At 48.8% G+C, this 20,798-nt stretch carries 9 protein-coding genes and 1 pseudogene; 3 read left to right on the top strand and 7 right to left on the bottom strand.

Translation table 11 applies throughout. The features are described 5' to 3' along the window. The first annotated feature begins 20 nt into the window (after positions 1 to 20). A complete protein-coding gene (locus COP04_RS07830; protein WP_100489592.1) occupies positions 21 to 1,931 on the top strand; it encodes a S53 family peptidase in 1,911 nt (636 codons plus the stop codon). 71 nt (positions 1,932 to 2,002) lie between these two features. Here the strand turns inward: COP04_RS07830 and asnB are convergent, their stop codons facing one another. Further along, positions 2,003 to 3,853, bottom strand: a complete 1,851-nt coding sequence (gene asnB / locus COP04_RS07825) for an asparagine synthase (glutamine-hydrolyzing) (protein WP_100487455.1) — start codon at positions 3,851 to 3,853, stop codon at positions 2,003 to 2,005. 217 nt (positions 3,854 to 4,070) lie between these two features. Here asnB and COP04_RS07820 point away from each other — a divergent pair, with 217 nt between their 5' ends. Next, entirely contained in the window at positions 4,071 to 4,667 is a 597-nt protein-coding gene (locus COP04_RS07820; protein WP_100487454.1) for a lysozyme family protein, read from the top strand. 88 nt (positions 4,668 to 4,755) lie between these two features. Here COP04_RS07820 and abc-f read toward each other — a convergent pair. Both abc-f and COP04_RS07810 read right to left on the bottom strand, forming a co-directional pair. Next, positions 4,756 to 6,373, bottom strand: a pseudogene (gene abc-f / locus COP04_RS07815) (ribosomal protection-like ABC-F family protein). Positions 6,374 to 6,738: 365 nt separating this feature from the next. After that, positions 6,739 to 7,590, bottom strand: a complete 852-nt coding sequence (locus COP04_RS07810; RefSeq protein ID WP_100489591.1) for a YitT family protein — start codon at positions 7,588 to 7,590, stop codon at positions 6,739 to 6,741. 143 nt (positions 7,591 to 7,733) lie between these two features. Here COP04_RS07810 and COP04_RS07805 point away from each other — a divergent pair, with 143 nt between their 5' ends. Then, on the top strand, positions 7,734 to 8,285 hold the full coding sequence (locus tag COP04_RS07805) for a hypothetical protein (protein WP_100487453.1): 552 nt from the start codon (positions 7,734 to 7,736) through the stop codon (positions 8,283 to 8,285). Between the two features lie 525 nt (positions 8,286 to 8,810). Here COP04_RS07805 and COP04_RS07800 read toward each other — a convergent pair. The 4 genes from COP04_RS07800 to addB are packed head-to-tail and all read right to left on the bottom strand — an operon-like array spanning position 8,811 to position 20,658. Continuing rightward, positions 8,811 to 12,224 carry an AAA family ATPase gene (locus tag COP04_RS07800; protein ID WP_100487452.1) on the bottom strand — a complete coding sequence of 1,138 codons (3,414 nt, stop codon included), beginning with the start codon at positions 12,222 to 12,224 and terminating at the stop codon, positions 8,811 to 8,813. Then, positions 12,211 to 13,416 carry an exonuclease SbcCD subunit D gene (locus COP04_RS07795; RefSeq protein WP_100487451.1) on the bottom strand — a complete coding sequence of 402 codons (1,206 nt, stop codon included), beginning with the start codon at positions 13,414 to 13,416 and terminating at the stop codon, positions 12,211 to 12,213. The genes COP04_RS07800 and COP04_RS07795 overlap by 14 nt, the downstream gene beginning before the upstream one ends. Next, positions 13,413 to 17,165 (bottom strand): helicase-exonuclease AddAB subunit AddA, encoded by a 3,753-nt coding sequence (gene addA, locus COP04_RS07790; RefSeq protein WP_100487450.1) that lies wholly within the window; start codon positions 17,163 to 17,165, stop codon positions 13,413 to 13,415. The genes COP04_RS07795 and addA overlap by 4 nt, the downstream gene beginning before the upstream one ends. Further along, positions 17,146 to 20,658: a helicase-exonuclease AddAB subunit AddB gene (gene addB, locus COP04_RS07785; protein ID WP_100487449.1), complete on the bottom strand. Its 3,513-nt coding sequence runs from the start codon at positions 20,656 to 20,658 to the stop codon at positions 17,146 to 17,148. Before addB ends, addA begins: the two co-directional genes overlap by 20 nt. Between the last annotated feature and the right edge of the window lie 140 nt (positions 20,659 to 20,798).

The raw sequence follows: 20,798 nt of genomic DNA, 5'->3' as shown, positions 1-20,798 counted from the left end.
AGGAGAGGGGATTGTTAGAAGTGCAAAAATTTTTGAAATATGTTTCATCCGCTATTCTGTCATTGTTCTTGATCTTCGCCTCTGTTCCGGCTTTTGCCGCGTCTTCTGCGGCGGGCAGCAACTCACAGCTGGATCCCATCTCTCAGGGAACAGGCAGTGCTGTTCTTGACAATGCAAGCTATTTTGGCGACCTTCCGGACAGTACACCGATTACAGTTGATATTATTCTGAAAGCAAGTCACGAGGGTCAGCTTCAGAAATTTATTGATCAATCTGTAACGCCAGGCAGCAGCAACTATCACAAGTATTTAAGTGTCAAAGACTTTAGCGAATTATACGGTGCTCCTTCTCAAACAGTCAGCGACCTGACAGCTTATCTTAAGAAATTCAATATTGATTCAAAAGTATATCCCGATAACCTGGTTGTAACGGCAAGCGGTACGGTCGGCGATTTTAACCAAGCATTCAGTGTTAACATCCAGAAGGCAAAATATAAGGGAAAGACGTTCCATGCCACGAAAAAAGGACCGAAAGCCCCTCGTTATATTGCCAAACATGTTCTGGCTATTCTGGGCTTAAGTGATTATTCAAAAATGACCCCGAGTGCGGTCCGCCAGCCCGTTGAGATCAAACCGAATGATGGCACTACCGGCCCGCTAAACCTTAATCCATCCGACCTGATCAAACAGTATAATGTCGGACCGCTTTATGATAAAGGCTATACCGGCGAGGGACAGACAATTGACATTGTCACACTGGCTGATTTTAATCCGCAAGATGCTTACGAATTCTGGAAAGAGGAAGGCATCGCTACGAAACCGGGAAGAATAGGTGTCAAACCCGTGGATGGCGGTTCCGGTTTTGACGGCTATGATGAGACATCACTGGACGTCGAGCAGTCGGGTGCCCTTGCTCCTCAGGCAAACATTAATGTGTATGTCGGTTCCAACACAGATCCGGGTTTTGTTGATGCATTTGCATCGGCGATCAATGAAAACGAAGCTTCGCAAATTTCTGTCAGCTGGGGTGAGAGTGAGACCATTATCAATGCAGCTGTCGCGGATAAAACTGAAGACCCGGCCTATGCCCAAGTTTTCAATCAGCTGTTTGAGCAGGCGGCCTCTCAGGGCATTTCGATGTTTGCTTCTGCCGGCGATGCCGGGTCATATGACGCAACGCGGGATGCAGGCACCTATAATCTGGCTGTCGACAATCCGGCCGACAGTCCTTATATCACTGCCGCCGGTGGGACAACCCTCCCGTGGTCCTATGTAACGAAAACCGGTGTCAACATCGACATCACCAAAGAAAGAGCTTGGAGTTGGGATTACCTTTATCCATATTTTGACTCACGCGGACTGAACACTCCGGACGGCTGGCTGAATTATTACTTTGTCGGAGGCGGCGGCGGTTTCAGTACAGTCTTCAATACTCCGGCTTACCAGAAGGGCGTTGCCGGTGTGAACAGTTACACCGCAGTAAAACAGTGGCAGCCAAGTTCTGACTTCAGCTCCGTCACAAGACTTGCTTCTCCGGAAATCGTCACGGGATCCGGTACAGGCCGCAATCTGCCTGACGTTTCACTAAACGCTGATCCATACACAGGCTACAAAGTTTATATGTCTGATCCAGGCCAGCCTGGTACCAATGCCGGGTTTGTCACCTATGGTGGTACAAGTGTAGTTTCTCCGCAGCTGGCCGGATTGACGGCCCTGATGAACAGCGGTCAGAAATCGCCGATTGGTTTCTGGAATGATCAAATCTATCGCTTTGCACAGGGATCTGATTCTCCGTTCCATCCGTTGAATACGACAGGTACTGATAATGACAACTTGTTCTTCACCGGAACGCCAGGTACGATTTACAACCAGAGCACGGGGCTTGGAACCATTGATTTTACAAAACTGGATCAAGCCTTTAAGAGTAGATGAATGAATTATTTTTAATCATATGTAATAAGGCAGCAGAAACCGGTTGTAATTAACCGGTTTCTGCTGTTTTTTTAATTTTCCACGATATCCACATTGTAGCTTTCGAGCCACTCATTGATCATAGCCAGGTGGGCGATCAGCTGCGGACCGCTCATCAGCTGGCCGAACCATGGCACTTTGAATGATGCCCCCTGCGTATCGATGATCGATTGAATTTTTGCTTTGTCTGTGAATTCGAGCAGTGGAGAATCGGATTTATCAATTACTTGCTGCAACCAGGATGAAACGGCTGCCGTGTATTTCGGATGATAGGTTTTCGGATATGGGCTTTTCTTTCGGTAAAGTACATCATACGGTAGATAGCCTTCCAGGGCTGCCCTGAGAATGCCTTTTTCGCGGCCGCCCAGCATTTTCATCTCCCATGGCACATTCCATAAATACTGCACAATCCGGTGATCGGCAAACGGCACGCGCACTTCCAGGCTCGCGCCCATGCTCATCCGGTCTTTACGATCCAGCAGCGCAGTCATGAACCAGTTCATATTCAGATAGAACAGTTCCCGCCTTTTCGCGTCGATCGCCGATTCGCTTTCCAGGCGGGGCGTTTCGGCAACTGTCTCATTGAAACGGGCAAGCGCATACTCTTTCAGGTTCAGGCGGCTTCCCCATTTATCGTTGAGCAGCTCCTGTCGCGCCTCGGTGGACCGCATCCACGGAAAACCCTCTTTTGCCGATGTTTCCGGGCTGTGAAACCATGGGTAGCCGCCGAAAATCTCATCCGCACATTCTCCGGACAGCGCAACCGTATATTCTTCTCGGATTCCTTCGCAGAACCAAAGCAGTGACGAATCAACGTCGGCATAACCAGGCATGTCACGCACGGCAATCGCTTTTTTCAGATAGTCTACCAACTGGCCGTTATCAATCACGAGATTGTGATGTACAGTTCCCAGATATTCAGAAACTTCTCTGATAAAGGGGGCATCGCTGTTCGGTTGAAATTTGCTTGTATGGAAATATTGATCGTTGCCCTTGTAATCAATGGAATAAGTGTGAAGTGGCGGCCGGCCCTCTTTTTTAAAATATTCTGAAGCAATCGCTGAGATACCGCTTGAATCAAGCCCTCCGGAGAGGAATGTGGTTACCGGAACATCCGCGTAGAGCTGGCGTTCCACCGCATCTTTCAGAAGATAACGGATATGGGCGACTGTATCCGGCAGACTGTCTGTATGAACCGCGCTTTTCACATTCCAGTAGCGCCAGGTTTTCAAGCCGTCTTTTGTATAAACGAAAGCGTGGGCAGGCCTGAGATCTTTAATGCCACGATAGATTCCATGTCCCGGGGTTTTTGAGGGACCCAGTCCGAAGACTTCGGAAAGTCCTTCCCGATCGATGGAGGCTTTCACATCAGGATGAGCAAGGATCGCTTTGAGTTCCGATCCGAACAGCAGCCGTCCCCCCTCTTCGCTGTAAAAAAACGGTTTAACGCCCAACCGGTCACGTGCGGCAAAAAGCTTCTCTTCCCGCTGATCCCAGACCGCAAACGCGAAAATGCCGTTGAAATGCGTGAGGCATTCTTCTTTCCACTCAATATAGGCAGTCAGCAGCACTTCCGTATCCGAATGCCCACTGAAAGTGTAGCCGGCTTTCAACAGATCCGCGCGTATTTCTTCAGTATTATAAAGTTCCCCATTATAGACGAGAACATAATCATGTTCCCGTACTGTTTTCTTCATCGGCTGGCGGCCGCCTTCGGGATCCACAACAACGAGACGGGCATGACCAAACGCCGCCCGATCCGAAACCCAGGTATTTAAATCGTCCGGACCGCGATGTTCCATTGTCCGTGCCATTTTTTCAATCGTCTTCTCTTCGTCCCGCAGATTCTTGCGCCAATCAATCCATCCTGTGATTCCGCACATGAATTTCATCCCTTCTTTTCCTCATTACGGTTGCACTACTCCCCATCTTATGCAGAGCCCTTGGGCGCGTGAAAATCACAGCCTGTGTTTTCCAGCTAGCCACTCGGTTCAAAAATATTTTTTTGGGCTTCCTGTTTTTTCAGAGAGACGGACCAAAATATGCGAGAGCCGTTGAATTTTATAGTTAGCAAGATTATTATGGGCAGAGGTTAGAATCATGAAAAAATTGGTCGTTCTCATCGGGTCTCTGCTTGCCTTCGTTGGTTTTTCTTATTTGGTCCTCTTTATTATTTCCAGTATGTACAGCCCTCAGGCGGATCACGTGCCCTTTCTCAATGATCATCGGGTCATCAGCCAGGAAATTGAGCAATACCGTCCGATTTTCAAAAAATATGCTGAGGTGAACGGGATAAGAAACGACACCGACCTCCTTATGGCCATCGCCATGCAGGAAACAAGGGGTAGATTGACTGATATTATGCAGTCTTCAGAGAGCCAGGGCCTTCCGAGAAATTCGATTCACAGTCCGCAGCAGAGCATCGAAGCCGGAGCCCGATACTTCAGTAAAACGCTGAAAAAATCTGAAGGAAACATCGCCCTCGCCCTGCAGAGCTATAATTTTGGCGCCGGGTTTTCCGATTATGTGTCGCAGCATGGAGGGAAATTTACGCCGCAGCTCGCTCAGCAATATTCCAAGTTAAAAGCGAAGGAACTAGGCTGGAAAAGCTACGGCGATCCGGACTATGTTGCGCACGTCATGCGCTACTATGAAAACGAAAAATTAAAAGAGGCGTGGGCCAAAAAGCAGAACTAGCAGCTCAAGAGTCGTTGCGGCCTCTTTGCCAAACAGGCGGATTTCTCTGCCATGCAGAGAAATCCGCCTGTTTCGACAGTATTCCATTTTATATTGAATTCATTTCATTTAAACTTTCGTTATACCGTGATAATTTACCGTTTTGCAGCCAGAAAATCTGGTTGAAACACTGTTTCAAAAAATAACGGTCATGACTGACAGCCAAGACAGTTCCTGTAAAATTTTGGATTGCTTCCTCAAGCACCTCACGCGACTCAATGTCGAGATGATTGGTCGGTTCATCCATAATGAGGAAATTAATCTTTTTTACCATTAAGTCTGCCAGCCTGATCCGTACGCGCTCGCCTCCGCTCAGCGTTCCGATTTTTTTAAAGACATCTGAACCGTAAAATAAAAATTTTGCCAGTTCATGGCGTGCTTCTCCCTCGGTCAGGCGGGCATGCTCCCTGAAGACATCGATGACTCTTCGGTCTTGTTCATCCGGGTTTTCGAAAACGTGCTGTGCAAGAATACCAATATTCAAATGGGTACCATGCTGCACTTCTCCACTCTGCGGCTCGATCTCTCCTAAAAGGCATTTAAGGTAATGTCGTTTTGCCGGACCCATTCGGGCCGATAATGGCCAGGCGGTCCCTGTAACAGAGGTTCAAATTGACATGACTGAAAACTTTTTGCCCGTCAAAGCTAACGGACAGATCCTTGCAGCTCAGAACGCGGTTTCCAGTTCGCTGGCTGCTGCCAAAACTCAGTGCTATTCTGTCGGCTTCCAGTTTCGGCCTCTTTAGCCGTTCAATCCGATCAAGCGCCTTTTCCATGCTTTTTGCACGCCGATGCAGCCCCGCATTAGGCGAAACCGCCTGATTTGCCCACTCTTTCAGTCGTTTGATCGTTTCCTTCATTTTTTTAATCTTCTTCTGCTGATCTTCGTAGGCAGCAAAAGCGAGAAGCAGGCGTTCCTGCTTTTCTTTGACATATGCGGAATAGTTTCCGTGATACACCGTGATCTCCCCATCTTCAAGATCAAGAACCGTGCCGATTGCGCGATCAAGAAAAAAGCGATCGTGGGAAACGATCAGAACTGTGCCCTTGTACTGCTTGATAAACTGTTCCAGCCATTGCAGCGCGAGGATATCAAGATGGTTAGTTGGTTCATCCAATAGCAGTAGGTCCGGCGCAATCAACAGCTGAAACCCCAGGCCGACTTTCGTTCTTTCGCCGCCGCTTAATGATGTAAAGACTTGGTCCAAAAGCGGATGAATGCCAAGCCCATCCGCAATCTGTTCAATACGGTAATCGATATCATACCCACCTTCCCGCTGAAATTTTTCCTGAAACCTGGCGTAATCCGCTAACATTTTTTCCAGTTTCTCAGGTGACGCAGAGGAAAACGCAGCTTCGAGTCCGTGCATTTTTTGTTCTGTTTCTTTGGCTTCGGCAAACGCGCTCTCCAGAACCTGGCGAACTGTCTGGGTTCCACCGTCAGAGGACTGTCTCAGGTAACCTACCGTCGCCCCTTTTTTTATAGCAACCGTTCCACGGTCGGGCGATTCAATCCGGGCTATCACATTGAACAGTGTCGTTTTTCCACTTCCATTGGCACCGACGATTGCCACTTTTTCCCCATCGTTAATTGAAAAACTGACATCGTGCAGAATTTCATGTCCTGCTATGTTTTTTCCGACATGGTCGGCTTGACAGATTAACATTGGATCATCACTTCCCGCAACAAGTATTTTATATATAAAAAAATCCACGGGTACACCAACCCATGGATGATCGACTGTTTGTATTTAATAAGGCAGACTGCTTCCGTTCGTAAATATTGCAGAAAGCCGGTTTGCGCGCTTAACCAGTGGGCTGTGTCACTTCACAAAGTTATGCTGTTTTTCGAAAAAAGGGCAGACTAACCCCTTTACGAATAAAACAGCTAAAATCGCACGAACGAGATAGAGAAAAGACTCCAGCTTCGCGCGACACTCTGTGACAGATGACAACAAACCCACCTCCTTTAATAACACGTTAATTTTATCTTATCAAATTGTGGATCGCCAGGCAATAGGATATCCGTCTTTCAGGATCGTGACTCTTTCCTGAACAGACCGAATACCGCAGTGGTTTCCACCACATTTGTGAATGCCTCAGGATCCGTTTCGGTAATGACATGTTTCAGCTCATAAAGTTCATAGCGGGTGATCACAATCATCAGTACTTCTTTATCTTTATTGGTAAATCCGCCCTTTGCGGGAAGCTTGGTGATTCCGCGGCTGAGTTGGGCGTAGATGGCTTGCTGCACCTCTTTTGCTTTGTTCGTCACGATCCAAGCGGTCAGCTTGACGTATCTTGTGTGAATCGCGTCAATGACCCGGATGCTGACATAAAGCTGAAGAAGTGTATAAAGGGCGCGCCGCCAGCCAAAGAAAAAGCCGGCCGACAAGATGATGACGGCATTAAGCGCAAACATGTATCCGCCGATCGGCCGGTCCTTTGCACGCGATAAAATCATAGCAACTATATCCATGCCGCCGGTCGATGCGCCAAATTTCAGTGTCAGCCCGACGCCGGTCGCCTGAAGAACACCGCCAAACACTGCATTGAGAAGAATATCGCTCGTCAGCGGACGCACGGGGATCAGCATCATGAAAAATGTGGTCAGCACGACACTGATCAGGCTATAAAGCGTGAATCGGTGCCCGACTTTGATCCATCCTGCCCAGGCAACCGGTATATTCATCAGAAGAAGCAGAATGCCGGTGCTGATGTGAAACGACGAGGGCTCAAGCAATGCAGAAATAAGCTGTGCAATACCGGTCACGCCGCTGGACAGAACTTTAGCGGGAATCAAAAACAAGTTGAGCGCTGCCGCATTGAGCACAGCACCGATCACAACAATAGTTAGCACTTTAATTTCCTGATAGACGGACATTGCATTCTTCCTTTGCAAAACTTTTTCTGTATACAGGGTTATTATATTTTGCCCCATTGTTTCAATTTTTTCAAGCACGATTGTATAAAATATAAAAATTCAGCCATCCTATTGCTTGATTATTAAAATATGGAGGATATTTTATGAAACTGTTTACTTTTCTATTGTTGCCCTTTCTGACAGTCTCACTACTGCTGGCTACCCCCGGGCAGGCAACGGCTGGTGCAATCGGTTCGCCAGTGGAAACCTCAAGCAAGGTTCATTGCCAGGACGCAAACAATCAGTGGCTTACCCGTACCATCGATGAATATGCCTCACCTGCATTGAAAGTTGAGCTGAGAAAAGACCTGGCGGCACACGAACAGCTGTGCAAAACATGGCAACAGTCACCCGCCTTTCAGAAACAAAAAAAACATTGCAAAGAAGACTGTAAATCTTTTCATCACCCAGGCAAAAAGAAAGTTGATGAAATTCTGACACAGGTTAAAGAGGGAAAACTAACGGTTCCCGAGGCGCGCAAACAACTTCAGGGGATGCACCATGGCATGCATGGCAAGGTCCACACTTTCCAGCAATTAAAAGCCGCAGTAGAAAGCAAAAATAAACCAGCAGTCGAGGCAGCTCTGAAAAAAATGGATCAGCAGATCAAAGAGTCCAATCAGCGCCTGAAGCAGAAGATCTCCGAAAATAGTTAAAGACAAATAAAATCGATTGGGCAGCTTTAAGAACGGACAAAAATTGCAGCTGACTGACAAACAAAGGTTTAAATGTACGGTCCATCCGATCGTTCGTGAATCGGATGGACCGTTTTATTTTGAATGAAATTAAAAAGACACGGCTGCTCATGTTCCAGCTTGAGTGCGGCGGTTTTGGTTCGGTTCTTTCTTGATTAAGTTTGGTTTTCTTATTTCGTTTCGTTTTCCGCTTGATTCGCTTCTTTTTGGTTTTGGTTCGATTTTTTCTCAATTCGGTTCGATTTTCTGATTTCGCTTCGAAATCTGCCGCATTTCAGCCCATTAAGCGTTCTATTGCTCGTTTAACGGGCAATCCCACAAACCAATTTTTTGTTGTATCCGTTTATTCTAATTCTGCTGACTTAGTTTTCTTCTCATCTTCAGGTAGGCAGACTTCCGACCATCGTGTGAATCCGCGAAAAAAGAAAGGAACTATCAGTTAATCCATTGATTATTAATGAATAAAAATGCACATAATAGAACTTTTCACAAAACTTCCATCCGGACACGACTTCCTCTTTCAGAAGGATTGGCGGGTTCAACGATCAGCCTGCGCGGCAAGCGCTCCCTCATCTCAGGAACATGGCTGATTATTCCGATGGAAAGTTTGCGCATGTGCAGTTTTTCAAGTGCTGTTACAACCGTATCAAGCAAATCGGGATCCAATGTCCCAAACCCTTCATCAAGAAAGAAAAACTGCAGGGGTACATTGCCTCGAAGCTGAATCTGCTCAGAGAGCGACAGGGCAAGGGCCAGAGATGTCAGGAAGGTCTCACCGCCGGAAAGTGAAGAAACAGGGCGCCTGATTCCTCCGTTGCCGTTATCGCGAATAATAAAACCACCCGCATCGTCTGTTTCCAAAGTATAGCGACCGTGTGTCAAGTCGCCGAGGCGCTTTGAAGCGGCAATACATACTTGCTGCAGCTGTTCCTCCGCAACGAATTCCACAAATGCATTTCCCCGGAATACACGTAGAAGTTTCTCAAACTGGTCTGCTTCTGTCCGGGCTGCTTTTCGCTCGGATTCCAGTTTATTAAAAAGTGCATGGCGTTTTTTAATATCCTCCAGCACTTTTGAGGCGGCTCCGCGTTTTTCACTCAGCTGCCGGACAGATTCTTTCAACTCCAAATAACGATTTTCGACCTTCGCCATTTGATCGGCTGTCACAGACTTACCGGAGAGTTTTTCCAAAAGTGTCCGCAGGTCGGAGGCAATCTGTACCTTATCTTTTTCGTAAGATTGAATCTCGGTATCAGTATCCCGGCGCTCTTCATCCGTCATATGTGCATCAAAGACAGCTTGTCTCGACAGAAAATTTGAGTTGTTTTTCCTCTCATCCCACTTTTTCTCTGCATTATTGAGGGTAAACCTTGCTCTTTCAAGTCGGACTGAAGTGCTGCTTCTCCGTTTATCCGTCTCGTTGAATTCAGTCAGAGCCAGTTGCCATTTTTGATCGTGATTTTCCTGATTTTCCTTCAAATCTTTCAGCATGCTGTCCAGTTCCGCGATCCGTTCCCCGATCTGTTCGTCTACCGACAAATGAAGCTCTGACAGCTCGCGTGTCCGGTCCGCCAACGACAGCACAATGTTTTCCAATTTTCCCTTGATTTCATTCCGTCTGCCCTCAATTGCCGCGTGCTCATCCTGATCGTGCGCCAGCCGGCGTTCCAAGTTCGCCCGGGAAGTCCTGAACTCAGTCATCGTTTTCCTGATTGATTCAGCTTCCCGGTCGTCATTCTGGATGATCTGATATGTATTCTGTATGTCTTCCTGTTTTGGAAATTCTTCCGACCACTTAGCCCGTAAATCTTCCAGCTCATTTTTCTGATTGATTGCTTCCCGCTCAATCCTGAGCTGCGTTTCACTGTAAATTCTCAGATTCGATTCAATAGAAATGCGATTCTGTCCGACCTTGCCCGCCTGTTCCAGCTCGTTTTCCAGCGTTTCCCCTGATGCAATGATATCCTGCTTCTCTTCTCTGACAGCCAGGTCTATTGCTCTAAGCACCTCCTGAATCCCGCGGCTCTCCCATTCTGTGAAATCACCAGCCTCCAAAAATTCTTTTGATGCATCTGAAAGATTAGACATTTCCGGAATGTTTGAAAAAACAGTGGAAAATTTCTTTGAATGTTCCTCCAGTTGAATAGCGCAAGCGTGGTTCTCTTGCTGAAAACGGATCAATGACTCCTCTGTTTGCCGATAATATTTGACTTTTTTCTCCAGGCTTTTCTGATCTGACTGTTTGTCCACTGCTGGCGGATGCGGGTGATGAACTGCGCCGCAGACCGGGCACGGGTCCCCATCTTTCAGTTCGGAAGCAAGATTCAGCGACAGATTGAGCCGATACGCCCGGTCTCTCTCAAGCTCGTATTCTTCTTGTTTCTTTTTGACAAATTCAAGCAGCAGGCGAATCATCTGCTTTGTGTCTGCCGCATGATTATAAATGCGCTGGCATTGAAGAAACCATCGGCCCGCTTTTTCATTGGCTGCCTTTTGCTGTTTATGAACCTGTTCCAGCGCCTGCTGGCTTTCCAGCATTTTTTTTTGGACACTCGTCCATTCGGCACGTTTTTCTTTCAAACGGTCATCCAGTGCATCGATCGCTTTCCCGGCATCACGTGCGCGCTGAATCATTGCTCTGCGGCTGCTTGGCACGTCAATTTCTGAAAGGCGTTTTTCAAGATTTTCCATAGATCGGTCGAGTTCCTCTTTCTTTTTTTGGCTGGAATTTATCCTTACATCGCCCGATTGGAGCTTCTTCTCCAGTTCTGAGAGCTTGACCGTTGCCGCTCGTTTCTCCTTTTGTCCGGCGTCAAGCTGCCGCTTAATCCCCATTCCCTGGACATAGTTTTGTCTCCGGGCAGAAAGAAGCGGTTCTTCCACTTCTCTTTTCTGTTTTGCGGCAGTATATGCTTTCTTCTCTTTCTCTTCAGCGTTCTTGGATCCAGAGAAAACCAAATCGGCATGGCTGAATTCGCTGTCTGCTTCATGAACTTCATTTTCAGCCGCAATCAGATTTTCAAGATAGGGAATGATTTTCTCAGCTTCATCATTCATTTTCAGAAGATTTTTCTTCATTTCAAATTCCTGCTGTTTCTTTTGCAGTTCACTTTGCTCTTTGAGCTTAGCGTTTTTCTCCTCTTGCAGCGTCCATATCTGTCGGATTTGATCCCGTTCGTGCCCTGAACTTTCTAATTCAGCGCTTGTCTTGCTGTATTCCGCGTTAAGAAGGCGTGAGTGTTCACTCAGTCGCTCAACCGCCTCCTGAGACGCATCGCCAAGCAGCGTTTCCTTTTCCGAAATGACTTCAAGCTTATGGCATGCCGATTCAAAATGCAATTTAAGCTTGGCCATAAGCTCATCGCCGTACTTTTCCAAATGAAACAGGCGCTGCAGCATTTTACGGCGTTCATTGCCTTTTAAAGTCAGAAACTCAGAAAATTTGCCTTGCGGGAGAACAACCGCGCGGGTAAAGTCATCATGGGTCAAGCCAAGGATGTCACGGATCTTGCGGGTGACATCTTTTTCCTTGTCTGCGAGCACTTCCTTGTCGCCGCTGAGCTTCAGCAAACGGCAGCTGCTCATTCTCAGACCGCCATCCTTCGTACGTTTATAGGAACGTTCGGCGCGATATCTGTCGATTGTTTGTCCGACGAGTTCAAATGTGAAACCGACCGAGAGCTGATCCTCCAACTGGTTGAGTATGCCCTGCGTGTTATTAGCGGCGCGCTCAACCGTTCCGTAAAGGGCCAGAGTGATCGCATCGAGAATCGTCGATTTACCGCTTCCCGTCGGGCCGAAAATGCCGAAAATACCGTCTGCGCAAAGTTGTTCAAAATCAATGTGCTGGGTTTCACGAAAACTGTTCAGCCCCTGCACTGTCAGTTCAATCGGTTTCATGCCCGTCCCTCCCTGCGGCAGCTTCCCGTTCAGCCTCGTTTTCCTGAATCATTCTGAGAAAGAGCCGGACAAGTTTCTCACCGGGTTCGGCTCCCTGCGTCTGTTTTTTATAAAAACGGATAAAAAGCTGGTCGATCGGCAGCTTCGACCTCGTAAGATCCCCAGCCTGCTCTCGATTTTCACAATAGATCGGCCTTATGTTGACAAAGTGTTCGTCAGCTTTGCGTAAAGCCTGGATTTCATGCATATTCAGTGCTTCCTCCAGCCGAATTTCCAGATCAATCCATGCATATCGGTCGCGCCCCTCATCCAGCCAGCGGTGCACTTCATCGAGCCCGTTCTCTGCGTGCCAGCGGACCAGCGGCCGCCCGGCAGCCAGGGGAACTTCTTTCCATTTTGCCGCTTTGCCTGGGCTGACGTCAATGATGGTCACCGATTTCTGGGATCCGGACTCGGAAAAACTGTAAGCCAGCGGTGACCCGGCATAGCGGGCAGGTGCAGGGGATTTTTCAAGCGTCTGCGGCCGGTGCAGATGGCCCAGTGCTACATACTGCGCTTTTTCCGGAAAAGATGATGGATAAACAGTATAGGCGCCACCAACCTGAATCGGCCTTTCAGAATCAGATTCCCTTCCACCCGCTGCGAAAATATGCGTCATCAGAATGTTAACTGTTTTCTCCGAGAAGTGACGCGCATGTTCCTGAAACAGTTTTTCCAGCCGATTATTATAACCTTCCTGTATGGCCGTTTCCTCGTTCATTGCGCTTAGGCATTCATTCAGCCGCGATTCGGAAGGATAGGGGACACAGCTGAGTATCAGCGTCTCGTCTGTACGTTTAATTGGAATGGCCAGCGGCTGGGAAACCGGTTTGCCGACTATGGTGATGCCCCGGCGCCCGGCGAGCGGCCGGGATGCCTCCAGACGCTCCGGGCTGTCATGGTTGCCGGCAATCACAAGCAAAGGCCTTTTTCCACCGCAGGCCAACCTTTCAGCAGTTTCATAGAAAAGTGCTTCGGATACCGCAGGCGGGTTGGCGGTGTCAAAAACATCTCCGGCCATCACTATAGCATCAATTTTTTCTTCATCGGCAATCCGGCAGATTTCATCCATTGCATCTTCCTGCTCTTCTTCACGGGAGCGCCCTTCCAGTGTCCGTCCGAGATGCCAGTCCGCAGTATGAAGCAACCTCATTCTAATGTCTCCCCTTCTTCTGTCAGATCGATAAAATAACCGCCGTCAAATGCGTAAAGGCCGATTTGCGCTACTTTCCGCTTCCAGATTTTTTCGATCGCAAGCCGGTACAAACCGAGCTGTACACGATAGCGCCGTGTCAATTCCTCAATTGCCGCTTGTTTTTCGGCAAAGCGGCCGGACAGCCTGTCTGTTTTATAGTCAAGCAGAATCAGCCCCTGCCTGCCCTCTATAATACAGTCGATCACGCCCTGAATCAGCACCTGTCCGTCTTTTTCCGGGCCGTCATGGCGCCACGTCGGATACACCTCTGCCGCATCTAGAACAAGACTGAACGGACACTCCCGCGTCACTTGGCCGGCACGTTTCATTTTAATGCCAATCGGCGACCGTAAAAATGCGACAACCTCCGGATAATTCAGGCTCTTCTCCTGATCACCGGTCAAAATTTCTTTCTCCACAAGCGCGAGTCCCTGATTCTTGATTGACGCTTCTTCCGCGGCATGCTCCAGATCCAGATGCTGCATTAAAACATGCATTGCTGTGCCGCGCTCTGTGGACGACAGTCCGCCCTGCTGCAGAAATTGCGGCCTGTCTCTGCTTATACCTGAAAACCGGCGTGCAATCAGGCGATCATCCTGTCCCTGACTGAAATAATCCTGCTGGGACTTAATCTCTGTGACCGTCTGTTTCGCCATAAACAATGTCGCCTGACGAAACGGATAACTCCATTCCAGCCGCCTCCTGACCTCATCCTGCATGCCGGAATGTGATTCAACAGCCTTCCACTGTTTCAAACGCGCGAAGCGTATGCTTTCTTTTGGCGCCTGTTCTGCTTGTCCAACGTCGAGATTACCCACCGAAATGACACTGATATTCCATGCCGCCTGGTCTTCCGAAACAACCGACCTGTCCGGCGCTTCGCCAATCAGGTGATGCAGCGCTTCCGAAGAGCCATGCCGCACTACGGCTGGCCCGATCCAGTCCAGAAATGTTGCTGCCGAAGTCCTGAGATATTCAGGAAGCAGCCATCCGCGATATTTAAGCGCCGGGAGCCACTGACGCGCCACTTTTCCCGCGTCGCGAACTGTCCCGACCAAAATCAGTTTTTCCCGGGCGCGGGTAACCGCAACATAAAGAATGCGCATCTCTTCTGCCACGGCATCTGCTTTCAGCTGCTCTCGGATCGCGAGGTAAGGAAGCGTCGGTGTACTCACCCTGTTTTCCGAATCAATCCAGCGTGTACCAATGCCAAGTGTTTTATGCAGCAACGCGGGAGAAACCAGATCCTTCATATTAAACTTTTTTCCAATGCCAGACACAAAAACTATTGGAAATTCTAGCCCCTTGCTTTTATGGATGGTCATGATCCGCACAACATCTTCCTGTTCGCTTAATGCCCGGGCTTCGCCAAGGTCACCGCCGATTTCCCGCATTCTCTCAATAAAACGCAGAAAACGGAATAACCCTCGGAATGACGTTTTTTCATACTGCCTGGCGCGATCATAGAACGCTTTGAGATTGGCCTGACGCTGCGCGCCGCCGACCAGACCTCCGACATAATCATAATATCCGGTGTCGCGATAGATTTGCCAGATAAGCTCAGAAACAGAGTGGCTTTTTGAGAGATTACGCCATTTGGCCAGCCGATCGATAAATCCTGAGAGCTGATCTGAAAGCTGGCCTTGATGCGTTTCGGTATAGTAATTCATCGCCATGAAGTAAGAAACATCACGATCCGACATACGGATTTGGGCCAGTGAATCCCCGTCCAGGCCAACGATTGGCGAACGGAGCACGGACGCAAGCGGGATGTCCTGAAAGGGATTGTCCACCACCTGCAGCACGGCAAGCATGACCGATACTTCAACCGTATCAAAATAGCCCTTGGACAGCTCGGCGTAAGCAGGAATCCCGCGGCGTCCGAGGATGTCTTTCATCACAGCAGCAGCCGTGCTCGCCGAACGCATCAGAATGGCAATATCACGGTAGCGCACCGCCCGCATCCGGTGTTCCCCCCGATCATAAACCTGGAAAGCCGGGGTCTTTCCGTCGCCGACCATCGCTGCAATCCTGTCGCTGATCGCAGCAGCTTCAAGCTCCGTCGAATCATAATCATCTGTTTCACCCTCTTCATCGCTATCCAGGTCAGCTCGGTCGATCAGTTCAAAGTCGACCGGCAAACTTTCTTCCGGATATTCCGCTCCGAAACGCAGCTCTGCAGCACGATCATAATCCACGCCGCCCGCAGTTTCATCCATCGTCTGCCGAAAAAGATAATTTATACCATTGATGATTTCCGCGCGGCTTCGAAAATTGCTGGAAAGATCAATTTTATCCCCGTCAGAATCCGGGTCAGAAAACTTTTTATATTTTTCAATGAAGAGTCCCGGTTCAGCCAGCCGGAATCCGTAAATACTTTGTTTCACATCGCCGACCATAAACAAGTTTCCGCTATCGGCGCTGTCTTTTGTGATCAGCCGGATAATCGCTTCTTGGACACGGTTCGTATCCTGGTATTCGTCAACCAACACTTCTTCAAAACAGGCGCGGTACTGCCTGGCAACAACTGAAGGTACCTCTTTACCCGGATCAGAATCCTCTGATCGGAGCACTTTCAAACATTCATGTTCCAGATCTGAAAAATCAAGCACTCCTTTTCTGCGTTTTTCTTTTGTAAAATGGTGTCCAAAATCTTTGACCAGCGCGACAAGCATCGAAACGGAAGGAGCCATGTCACGAAGATCCTGAAGCAAATCAGTGGAACTGCGTGCAAACCACTGCTGTTGAAGCTCAGCAATTGTTCTTTTCACCTTGTCACGCGCTTTTTTTACCTGATCTTTCGTTGCGCCGTCCACTTCTTTTGCGGAGACGGCTTTAAGCTTATTAAAAGAAACGGACAAGACAGCCGAGCGGACAGCTTCCCATCCGGCGTTTTCAAATGAGAGGAGATGACGAATATTTAAAAGATCCGCGGACAGCGTTTCAGCATAAGCGGCAGGCCCACCCGTATCCCCACAAAGACGAATAGCTTCCTCCAATGCCGCCGCGGCTTCGGAAAAATATTGAAAAAGGACATGTCTCAGGCCGCGAACCCAGCTGAAGTGATCAATCGACTGCCCTTCCTCCGGCTGGTAGGCAGCGGGCAGCCGATCAAGCCATTGATTCGGCCAGGGATTACTGAGAGAAAAATCGTAAAGGCGGAAAACCAGATTGCGAAGCGCATGATCGTCCCTGTCTCCCGAATATTGGTCTACCAGGCGAAAAAAAATGGAATTTCCTGATGTGTAATGTTCCTCAAGAACTTCATCGAGAATTTCTTCACGAAGCAGACCGGCTTCCGTTTCATCCAGCAGCCGAAATCCGGGATCAAGATCCAGATAATAATAATATTTTTTAATAACAGACATACAAAACGCATGCAAAGTCATGATTGAAGCTTTGCTGAGCAGCGCCTGTTGACGGCGGAGATAGAGGCTTTCAGGATGTTCCGCAATTTGCTCATCGAGCGCACGGCCGATCCGCTCTCTCATTTCTGATGCTGCCGCATTGGTAAAAGTAACAACCAGCAGATCGTCAATATTGATCCGATTCTGTGGGTTGATGATTTTCCTGATAATCCGCTCAACAAGTACGGCCGTTTTTCCGGAACCCGCCGCCGCTGCGACGAGAATGTCGTGACCTACTTCATTGATCGCTCGCCACTGTTCGTCCGTCCATCTGCTCCCTTCAGGCTTTGCTTCCGTCATGATGCTCCATCCCCTTTTCAGTCAGTTCCTGAAGGATCCGTTCATCAGAAACTTTTTTCAACAGCCGATAAGCGTTCCCCGGCTGTGACTGGTCAAACTGGCAAACCGGACGATAAGGACAGAAGGTGCACGGCACACGGTTTTTGAGCCTGTACGGAGCAATTCGGACATCGCCATCAGTTATTTTTTCGCCCACCTGTACCATCGTCTCTTTAGCATAGTTCCGCAATGCACTGAATTCTTCCGTTGTGGCAAGAGAAGATCCCTTGTAATAGCCGCCATTTTTTTTGATCCCGAACGGGGCAATCTTCGAGTAGCCCCCCTCAGCTGTTTGATCCGTCAATTGAAGCGATGCCTCATCCTCAAGAAGCAGCCCGCTCATTTTGAAACTTTTATAAAGTTCATCTTCTATCTCTTCAGGTGGAACTTTTTCTTCAAGATTCAACGACGGATTGTGTACATGAAAGTATAAAACACCTGCCGGATCCGCCTGGACGCCCAGCCATTGTTTTGAATACGTAATCACGACATCAAGATAGGTCAGCATCTGCAGTGCGAGTCCGTAGTAGACATCAGTCAGGCTCAGGTCTTTCCGGCCGGATTTGTAATCAATGATCCGAAGCAGAATCCTGCGGCCGGGATCCTCGGCTTTGTCAACCCGATCAATGCGTCCGACGATTTCCATCCTGCATCCGTTTTGAAGTGAAAAGGTTAGCGGAGGTACAGGCTTTCCCGGTCCGAAGGGCAGTTCAAGACTCAACGGGGTAAAACCGCTGGCCCGTGCGTGCTGGCGCATGACGCGGGCGACCCGCGCAACAACCTGCTCCAGCTTGTGCTGCAGATAGCGATAGCGCCCGGAACTGGACAAAATCTGCCGCTGAAGTTTCGGAGCGATTACACCTACCGTTTCTGCGGCGAGCCGGTCGCAGTCTTCCGGTGACAGGTCTCTCCACTGTAAATGACGCCGCATAATTTCTTCTGTCATTTTTTTGATCGCCAGATGAAAAAGCTGGCCGATATCCGGCGCTGCAAGCTGAAAAACTTCCCTTTCCATGAGCCTCAGTCCATAAGAAGCAAACTGGGAAAACGGGCAGGCATTGAACTGTTCCATCCGCGATACGCTGGCCTGAATCGTTTCTCCGTAGAGATCACGCGCCGCCTCTTTGCTCAGATACGCCTCATTTCTTGAAAATAGCCCGGAAAGCACCCGCTTTGCTGCCGAACCCCATTCTTCCTGCGCCGTGAACCAGTTATAGGTATCCCACCAAAGATCAGATATGCCATAGCCCCTCTGCCATTCCCTGATCTGCGTTGCCAGATAACCGATCGTCTTGAGCGGTGCATTAACAAAGCCGATTTGTTCCGTTTCGGCAAGAGACCGCGGTTCAGAAGGCGCCAACCGGACTGCAATTTCAGAAAAGAGCCGGCGCAGACGACTGATCAGGGGAGAAGCTTTGAGCGGTTCTCCCCCCTCAGATGCAAGCGGATAGGACAGGTACAGTTTTTCTTCCGGCAGCGAAAACGCGCGAAATACCAGCTCATTTTCCCAGGCCATCTGGCCGTCTTCATCATCGGCCACATGCATGCCGCTGTCTTCAAGCGCATCGCGGTCCTCGCCTGAGAAAAGTCCCTGTGTTGATGGTTTTGCCGGGATCACGCCTTCATTAACACCCAAAATAAAAACCGCTTTTGGGTTTGTCGCCCGCATCCGATCCATACTGCCGACCAGAACCTGGTCAAGAGCTGGAGGAACGAGAGCGAATTCCAGATTGTCGAGACCTGTATCGATAATCTGTGCGAAGAGTTCCAGCGATATTTTCCTGTCATCCGCCCCCTCCACACACTGGTCGAGCAAATCAATCACCGATTGCCACACCTGCCCGTGTTCCTTTGCTTCAGCCAGGCGGTCAGCTTTTTCCGCTTCTTTCGCCATGCGCTCCAATTTTTCCGGAACGGACAGGTTCATTAAAAACACATACAATGCCTCGCACTTTTCCCGTACACTCCTGGCAGACTTCACCTTTTCCTCGAAGGCGGCAAGCGGTTCACTGACAAACTTGCGCCATTGGTTGATCCGCTTCTGTGCAGCCAGTTCTTTGGACGTCGCCTCTTTTTCACCTTCTTCAAGGCCTTTGTACACTCGATAAGTCCACGGTTCTTTATCAATCCATTTTTTCTTTCCATATATTCCATAAGCCATAACATAGTTTTCCAGTTCATCCAGAGCCTCACGGGCTTCATTCAGACGGCTTCCGGCCGGAATCAGAAAATCGGTCTTGACGCAGCGGAAAACAGGTTCATAGCGCCAGTTCTGCTGCAAGGTTTCCAATGCCGAACGGATCAGTTCGATCAGAGGATGATGTTTCATCGGCCGCTTTCTGTCAATAAAAGTTGGAATGCCATAATCGGTAAAAACGGTCTCAATCAAGTCCTGATAGCCATTCAGATCGCGGACCAGCACCGTCGTCTCTCGAAAACGTATTTTTTTATCACGGGCAAGTGCGATCAGATTCCTCGCTGCCTGCTCCACTTCTTCCCGCCGATTGGCAGCTTCAGTCAGGACAATGCCATCAGGCTTCGGTTTCTCCCGGGACGGGTTTTGTCCGAAAAACAGGTTCAATGCCTTGAGTCCTGTCGATTTTGACCGGACAACATCATCCTTTATCACATAAGGTTCAACAGCCAGATGCAGCTGTTCTGCCGCTTTCCTGAGCTGCAGAAAAAGCAGCACCGGATGCCTGAAAACTGAAAATTCATCGGGTACCCGGTCATAGGCTTTGTCTGTTCCGAGAACGACGGTGACACGGGAGGAGACCGCCATCAGCTTTTCAACAACAAGCTGTTCCTCGGGTGTCATCGTCTGAAATCCGTCAATCCAGATTTCAGCCTGTTTCAAGAAATCCGTTTCGTCAATTTTATTCGCCATCAATTTTAAGTAGTCATCACTGTCCACATACTTTCCTGCCAGAACCTGTTCAAAAGACTGATAGACCAAAGAGAGATCATGGAGCTTGTCCTTCAGAATCAGATTTTCCGAATCCGTGTGCTCCTCCATTAGGCCCGACTGCACAGCGATTTGTTCAGGTGTCAGGCAGTAGCGTTTGAATTCAGAAATTGTGTCACTGAGGAGATTGTAAAAACCGGACTGTTCCGAAGCTTTGCGAAACAGCCGGAGATTTTTCTTATTTTCTTCAACGACTCTGCGCAGCAGCATCGACAGGCCGACAGTGTTTAAATGAATCCGTGTCGCACCGCCGGACTGCTGAAGAACGCGCAGCGCAAGCCTGGGGATACTGTAAACATTCAACCGTGTCATTCCGCCAAAACCAGGAGTGCCGGCAAAAGCATATTCCATACTGAATGTCATATGTTCCGGAACAAGATAGATCAGCGGCGGACCCGACGGATTTTCGCGGAGGCGGGCACGGATCTCTTCCATGCAAAGAGCAGTTTTTCCGGTTCCGGGTCTCCCGAGAATAAAGCGCACCGCCATCTTCATTCCTCCTCAGCCAATCGGCTCATTCGTTCATCATGTCTTTTTTCTATTATATCACATCAGGAACATTTGTTCTTTTATCATCCAAGAAATATCTGACGAAAACAGTCGATGTTTGAGATTCATTTCCCGGTTGC

Source organism: Sporolactobacillus pectinivorans (genome assembly GCF_002802965.1).
In the GTDB taxonomy this organism is placed as follows: Bacteria; Bacillota; Bacilli; order Bacillales; family Sporolactobacillaceae; genus Sporolactobacillus; species Sporolactobacillus pectinivorans.
This window is presented reverse-complemented; position numbering and strand designations above follow the sequence as displayed.

What these genes read in the sequence shown, in the direction of transcription:
- asnB (WP_100487455.1), bottom strand. Translation starts at nt 3,853, where the DNA reads ATGTGCGGAATCACAGGATGGATTGATTGGCGCAAGAATCTGCGGGAC.
- COP04_RS07820 (WP_100487454.1), top strand. Translation starts at nt 4,071, where the DNA reads ATGAAAAAATTGGTCGTTCTCATCGGGTCTCTGCTTGCCTTCGTTGGT.
- COP04_RS07810 (WP_100489591.1), bottom strand. Translation starts at nt 7,590, where the DNA reads ATGTCCGTCTATCAGGAAATTAAAGTGCTAACTATTGTTGTGATCGGT.
- COP04_RS07805 (WP_100487453.1), top strand. Translation starts at nt 7,734, where the DNA reads ATGAAACTGTTTACTTTTCTATTGTTGCCCTTTCTGACAGTCTCACTA.
- COP04_RS07800 (WP_100487452.1), bottom strand. Translation starts at nt 12,224, where the DNA reads ATGAAACCGATTGAACTGACAGTGCAGGGGCTGAACAGTTTTCGTGAA.
- COP04_RS07795 (WP_100487451.1), bottom strand. Translation starts at nt 13,416, where the DNA reads ATGAGGTTGCTTCATACTGCGGACTGGCATCTCGGACGGACACTGGAA.
- addA (WP_100487450.1), bottom strand. Translation starts at nt 17,165, where the DNA reads ATGACGGAAGCAAAGCCTGAAGGGAGCAGATGGACGGACGAACAGTGG.
- addB (WP_100487449.1), bottom strand. Translation starts at nt 20,658, where the DNA reads ATGGCGGTGCGCTTTATTCTCGGGAGACCCGGAACCGGAAAAACTGCT.